This window comes from Sulfurimonas sp. (assembly GCF_023228785.1).
Taxonomy (GTDB): Bacteria; Campylobacterota; Campylobacteria; order Campylobacterales; family Sulfurimonadaceae; genus Sulfurimonas.
Genome location: NZ_JALOAN010000065.1, coordinates 1 through 6,022, shown reverse-complemented (window position 1 = coordinate 6,022; position 6,022 = coordinate 1). Strand labels below are relative to the sequence as shown.

The 6,022-nt window shown below is 35.4% G+C and carries 7 protein-coding genes and 1 other RNA gene; 5 read left to right on the top strand and 3 right to left on the bottom strand.

What is annotated here, in order from left to right:
• From M0Q24_RS11260 to M0Q24_RS11245, 4 genes are all read left to right on the top strand, one after another.
• Window positions 1-440 (top strand): methyl-accepting chemotaxis protein (locus M0Q24_RS11260; protein WP_295050711.1); only part of this gene is annotated, 440 nt, incomplete at its 5' end.
• An 11-nt stretch (window positions 441-451) separates the two neighbouring features.
• Window positions 452-2,137 carry a response regulator gene (locus tag M0Q24_RS11255; protein WP_295050709.1) on the top strand — a complete coding sequence of 562 codons (1,686 nt, stop codon included), beginning with the start codon at window positions 452-454 and terminating at the stop codon, window positions 2,135-2,137.
• Between the two features lie 85 nt (window positions 2,138-2,222).
• A complete protein-coding gene (locus M0Q24_RS11250) occupies window positions 2,223-3,485 on the top strand; it encodes a serine hydroxymethyltransferase (protein WP_295050707.1) in 1,263 nt (420 codons plus the stop codon).
• A gap of 10 nt (window positions 3,486-3,495) precedes the next feature.
• The gene (locus M0Q24_RS11245) at window positions 3,496-4,344 is read left to right on the top strand and encodes a methylated-DNA--[protein]-cysteine S-methyltransferase (protein WP_295050705.1); all 849 of its coding nucleotides are present in this window, start codon (window positions 3,496-3,498) and stop codon (window positions 4,342-4,344) included.
• 38 nt (window positions 4,345-4,382) lie between these two features.
• On the opposite strand, the gene rplT is transcribed toward M0Q24_RS11245, so the two are convergent.
• A complete protein-coding gene (rplT, locus tag M0Q24_RS11240) occupies window positions 4,383-4,742 on the bottom strand; it encodes a 50S ribosomal protein L20 (RefSeq protein ID WP_295050703.1) in 360 nt (119 codons plus the stop codon).
• 104 nt (window positions 4,743-4,846) lie between these two features.
• Entirely contained in the window at window positions 4,847-5,038 is a 192-nt protein-coding gene (rpmI, locus tag M0Q24_RS11235) for a 50S ribosomal protein L35 (protein ID WP_295050701.1), read from the bottom strand.
• A gap of 69 nt (window positions 5,039-5,107) precedes the next feature.
• Between rpmI and M0Q24_RS11230 the strand changes: the two genes are divergently transcribed.
• Window positions 5,108-5,335, top strand: coding sequence for a hypothetical protein (locus M0Q24_RS11230; RefSeq protein WP_295050699.1), 228 nt, complete (start codon window positions 5,108-5,110; stop codon window positions 5,333-5,335).
• Between the two features lie 533 nt (window positions 5,336-5,868).
• Here M0Q24_RS11230 and ffs read toward each other — a convergent pair.
• Window positions 5,869-5,966, bottom strand: an RNA gene (ffs, locus tag M0Q24_RS11225) — signal recognition particle sRNA small type.
• Between the last annotated feature and the right edge of the window lie 56 nt (window positions 5,967-6,022).

The window sequence follows — 6,022 nt, the reverse complement described above, 5'->3', positions numbered from 1 at the left end:
CAGCACGTGCAGGTGAGCATGGGCGAGGATTTGCAGTAGTTGCTGATGAAGTCCGTAAACTTGCAGAGAGAACTCAAAAATCACTAAGTGAAATTAGTGCTAATGTAAATCTTATAACTCAAAATGTTGTAGAGATCTCAGAAGAGACAAATAAAACATCAGAGAATATGCAAAATATCTCTGGCTCAGCACAAGAGCTTATAAGTAATTCTCAAGAGACAAAAGAGAATCTTTTAGTAACCTCTCAAAAGTCGACAAATGTTATGCATCAGAGTACTTACATTGCAACAAAAACAAAAGAGTTGATCGCAAATATGGATGAGATCATACAGCTCTCAAACGAAAATGTTAAACATAGAACTAAAGTTCAAAGTAGTGTCGAAATACTCTCAACTGACTCAGAGAGACTACAAAATGAACTTAGTAAATTTAGAGTATAACAAATCTTTTTATGGGGTATGAGTTTACAGATATTAATAGTAATATTTTAGAACACCTAAAATCTTTAACGCTTCTTTGCGTTGAAGAGAATCCTCAAGCACAGCAACTATACAGAGAGCTTTTTGAATGTTATCTAGAAGAAATAATCTTTAGTGATAATGCTCTAGATGGATATAACAAATATATATCAAACAATATAGATATCATCTTATGTTCTTGCGTATCATCAGAAAAAAATGCTTTAGAATTGATCAATAAGATAAGAGTTACAAACAAAGATATTCCTGTGATTTTTGTGCTAAATGAACCAAATGTAGCTACTATTCAAAAAATCTTAAAACTCAAAGTAACAGAAATTTTAGAAAAACCTATAGATACTCAGGATGCGTTAAACGCTCTAGAAGGGGCATCTAAAATAGTAATAGCAAATAAGTTTTTACAAGATAGTTCTAAGATGCAAAAACTAGAAGCTAGAGAAAAATACTCATCTATTCAACAAGAATTAGCATTTGCTAAAGAGTTAAATATCCTCAGAAATGACTTTTATTATCAAGCTATAGATAATGAAAATACTATCTTAGTGGATTTCTCATATCAGCCACTAGACACTCTAAGTGGTGACTCTTATAGTGCAAGAAAGATAGATGAGAACAAGGCTTTTTACCTTATAGTTGATGGTATGGGTAGTGGACTCTCAGCATCACTTAGCTCCATGCTAATGACATCTTTTATAAACCACACCATTGATAAAATGCTTGGGCTTGGTAACTTTGAGCTCGATAGATTGATATACGATTCTCTTGAATATATCAAGCCCATACTTCTTGAAGATGAAATGCTTTCGGTGGATTTTATACTTCTTGATTGTATTGATGCACAAATGCACTATGCAAAATTTTCTATGCCTTCAATGCTTCTACAAAACAGACAAAAAGAGATATTGAAAGTAAAATCAAACAATCCTCCTATTAGCAAATATATAAAACAATTCAAGACTTCAAGTTATGATGTTTCTAATATTTATAAGTTTTTATTTTATAGCGATGGCATGATTGAAAACTCCACAAGATTTAAAGATAAGGTCTATATGGAGTTCATAGAAGAAGACTTTTATGAATCTTTTACAAAAGAAGGAATGAAGCAGAGACTTCTTTGGAAGATAGAAAAACCAGAAGATGATATAACTTTTATATATATCAACAGACTAGATCTTAAAGACACGGTTATATCTAAACGTAGTTTTAACACAACTTTAGATGCTATTGATGAAGCGAACGAATACTATACAAATCTGTGGGAGAGTCTGACTGATGATGCAAAGCTTGTATATAAAGCGGGCATAGTTTTTAGTGAGCTTTTTATGAACGCTTATGAGCATGGAAACCTATCTATAGATACACAAGAAAAACACACTTTAATAGAAGAAGATAAATACTTAGACACGCTTATTCAGCTACAAGAAAACTGTACTAAAAAGATAAATGTAACTATCAGTAAGGTTGAGTATAACTCCTACAACTATATTATCACTAAGATAGAAGATGAAGGTGATGGGTTTGATACTCAGATACTAAGCAAGATCTTTAGAAATGTAAAATCTTTTAATGGAAGAGGTGTTTTTGTATCTAGAAGCTCATCACTTGGGATCTACTACAACGCAAAAGGCAACTCTGTACTTTTCTTACACAAAACCTAAAGATACTAAATAGCAATTTTTGGATTGTTAAATTTTTTTGCTTGAGCTATCATTTTAAAAATTAAATAATAGTGGAGCTACTAAAATGAGTTTTATATCAAGCAAAGATTTACTCGAAGCGGACAGTGAGGTCTTCTCAATCATAGAGGATGAGCTAAAGAGACAAACAAATCACCTTGAGATGATTGCAAGTGAAAACTTTACAAGCCCAGCAGTTATGCAGGCAATGGGTTCCATCCTTACAAACAAATATGCTGAGGGTTATCCATATAAGAGATACTACGGTGGATGTGAGTATGCTGATGCAGTTGAGCAGTTAGCGATAGATAGAGTTTGTGAGATTTTCAAGTGTAAGTTTGCAAATGTTCAACCTCACTCAGGAAGCCAAGCAAACTCTGCTGTTTATGCAGCACTTCTAAAAGCTGGCGATAAGCTCTTAGGAATGGATCTAAGTCATGGTGGACACTTAACACATGGTAGTAAACCTAGCTTTTCAGGTCAAAACTACTCAAGCTTTACCTATGGTGTTGAAGCTGATGGAAGAATGGACTATAGCAAGATTTTAGATATTGCAAAAGCAGTTCGTCCTAAGATGATAGTTTGTGGAGCTAGTGCTTATGCTAGAGAGATAGACTTTAAGAAGTTTCGCGAGATTGCTGATGCTGTAGGAGCTATTCTTTTTGCTGATATCGCACACGTGGCAGGACTTGTTGCTGCTGATGAGCATATGAGCCCATTTCCTTATGCCGATGTTGTAACAACGACTACTCACAAGACTCTAAGGGGTCCTAGAGGCGGTGTGATTATGACAAACGATGCAGATTTAGCTAAAAAATTAGACTCTGCAATTTTCCCTGGAACTCAAGGTGGACCACTCGTTAATACAATAGCAGCAAAAGCTGTTGCATTTAAAGAGGTGCTAGATCCATCATGGAGAGTGTACGCAAAACAGATAAAAGCAAATGCAAAAGTGCTTGAGGTTGTTTTAAAAGAGAGGGGTTATGATCTTGTATCTGGTGGAACTGACAACCATTTAGTCTTAGTCTCTTTTTTAAACAAAGACTTCTCTGGTAAAGATGCTGATACTGCCTTAGAAAGAGCGGGAATAACAGTAAACAAAAACAGTGTTCCAAATGATACAAGAAGCCCATTTGTTACAAGCGGAGTCCGCATCGGAAGCCCTGCTCTTACAGCTAGAGGTATGAAAGAGAAGGAGTTTGAGTTTATCGCAAACAAGATCTGCGATGTTTTAGACAATATAAACGACACAGAACTTCATGCTAAAATAAACAAAGATCTAGAAGAGTTAGCGCAAAACTTTGTGATCTATACACAATCAACTTATTAGTAGATCTGAGATGGATGAGATTAAACTTCTGCACAATAACTATAAACTGATAGAAAAAGCTATCCGCTATATTGATGAGAATTTTAAAGAGCATCCATCCATAGATGAAGTTGCTAAAAACATCGGCATGAGTAAGTTTCATTTTATACGGGTTTTTAAAGAGTATGTGGGAGTTACGCCAAAACAATTTCTGCACTCTGTCACTCTAAACTATGCAAAAGAGCATATAAAAGAGTCTAGATCTATACTTGATAGTAGTTTGGATATCGGTCTCTCAAGCAGCAGCAGACTTCATGAACTTTTTGTAAACCTTATCGGTGTAACTCCTAAAGAGTGGAGAGAAAAAGGTAAAGATGTTCTTATCACCTACGGTTACGGGGAGACTCCTTTTGGTGAAGCACTTATAGCTTTTACAGATAAAGGAGTTTGTTACTTAGGTTTTATTGATGAGAACAGAGATGAGATCTTTAAGAGATTTAATGAGCTTTGGGAAAATGCAGATCTACATCTTAATGAAAAAGTAGCAAAAAAATACCTAGAAAATATCTTTATAAAAAACAAGAAATACTCTCTTTTTGTAAAGGGAACAAATCTTCAAGTAAATGTTTGGAAAGCCCTTTTAAACCTGCCAAATGGCGTAGTTACAACCTATCAAGATATAGCAAACTCTCTTGATAAACCAAAAGCTACTAGAGCTATAGCCTCTGCTATTGGTAAAAATCATATAGGATATCTTATCCCTTGTCATAGGGTTATTGCAAAAAGTGGAGCTATGAGTGGTTATAGATGGGGAATAGAGAGAAAAAAGATTCTTATTGCGTGTGAATCAATTCAAAATGGTGTAAATAAAAAAGATTAAAACTACTTGAGCAAAATGCTCAAGTGTTCTTAACAAAACTACTTGCTAAGTGCTGCTTTTGACGCATCTACAACTGCACTAAACGCTGCTGCATCATTCATCGCCATATCAGCTAAAATTTTACGGTCAAGCTCGATGCCAGACTTGTGAATACCGTTCATAAATGTAGAGTAGTTCATTCCATTTAAACGACAAGCTGCGTTTATACGGATGATCCATAGTTTACGGAAATCTCTTTTCTTTTGTTTACGATCACGATGAGCATATACCCATGAACGCTCTAACTGCTCTTTAGCTTTTCTAAAGTGTTTACGGCGACCGCTATAAAAACCTTTTGCTAATTTTAATATCTTTTTGTGTCTTCTTCTACGAACAACACCTGTTTTTACTCTTGGCATATTTTTCCTTTTTCTTTACCTAGTCGCTTTGGCGATCAAGGTGCCACATATTTTGTGGTCTTGCCCAGTTATGTAACTGGAGATTTACGATAATTAATCTTTAATTAATTAATCATAGCCTTAACATTTGCCTCATCAGCTTTTGACACAATTTTCGGTGTGTTTTGCTCACGACGAGTTCCAGCATCTTGTTTTGTTAAGATGTGACTTCTAAACGCAGTTCCACGCTTAACAGTTCCATTTTTCTTAACTTTAAAACGCTTTACAGCGCCTTTTACCGATTTCATTTTTGGCATCGATGACTCCTTTTAATTTGGAACTGGGATTATACCTAAAAAAGTATAAAATTTTGCTACAATAACTATATGAATTCGATAAAACACATACAAAACGCCCTTAGTGAGCTAGACGGCGAGGTACAAACCATACTACAAGATTGGAGCATTCCATTAAATGAGAAAGACAATTTAATGCTTCCAATACTACAACAAAAAAGAGTTCTCACTCAAACGCTAGAGGACTTAACATACTTAAAAGAAAATCCACCAAAACCAAATCAACCGTGTGGGATAAGTAAGTATAGAGAGGACTAAAAAGCGAAACTAGATTCCGTGACAAGCACGAAATGACGAGACACGCGTCATCCTGAACTTGATTCAGGATCTAGCTTAATAATTGTTCAGAGCACTCTCTAGTTCAAACGCTCTGCGTCGGAACTTATACATATCTGAGTTACAGTTATATATAGATTCCCACGCGGAGCATGTGAGCCAGATAGAAGTTTTGTATGACGGAGTTCCTTGACACTTCCGTCATTGCGAGATTCAGATTTTCGTCATTGCGGGCTTGACCCGCAATCTCATTATGGATTTTAAGCTTATTTGACTTTTTAAAACTCATGAGATCCTGAATCAAGTTCAGGATGACGGAGTTGCGGAAGTTCAGGATGACGGAGTTGTGGAAGTTTATGGTGATGGAGTTGTGGAAGTTTATGGTGACAGGGTTGTGGAAGTTTTGTATGACGGAGTTTGGAGTGATTAGTTGGTCGATTTTAGTGTTACTAAATTGAAAAAGTTTTAGTTTATAAATGATGAAGAAATCTGATAAAAATATATGTAAGAAGTGCCCTTCCCCAGATACCTGCGGCACATAACGCTTTAAGGTGTGCTGCTGTATTCCTACCCTGACACATTGTCTCAAAACACCATTGCACAGGTCTAAAGAAGAGCGACGAAATTATAGCTAAGTTTTTCTAATTAGCAAAGTTTTTTTGTTATAAT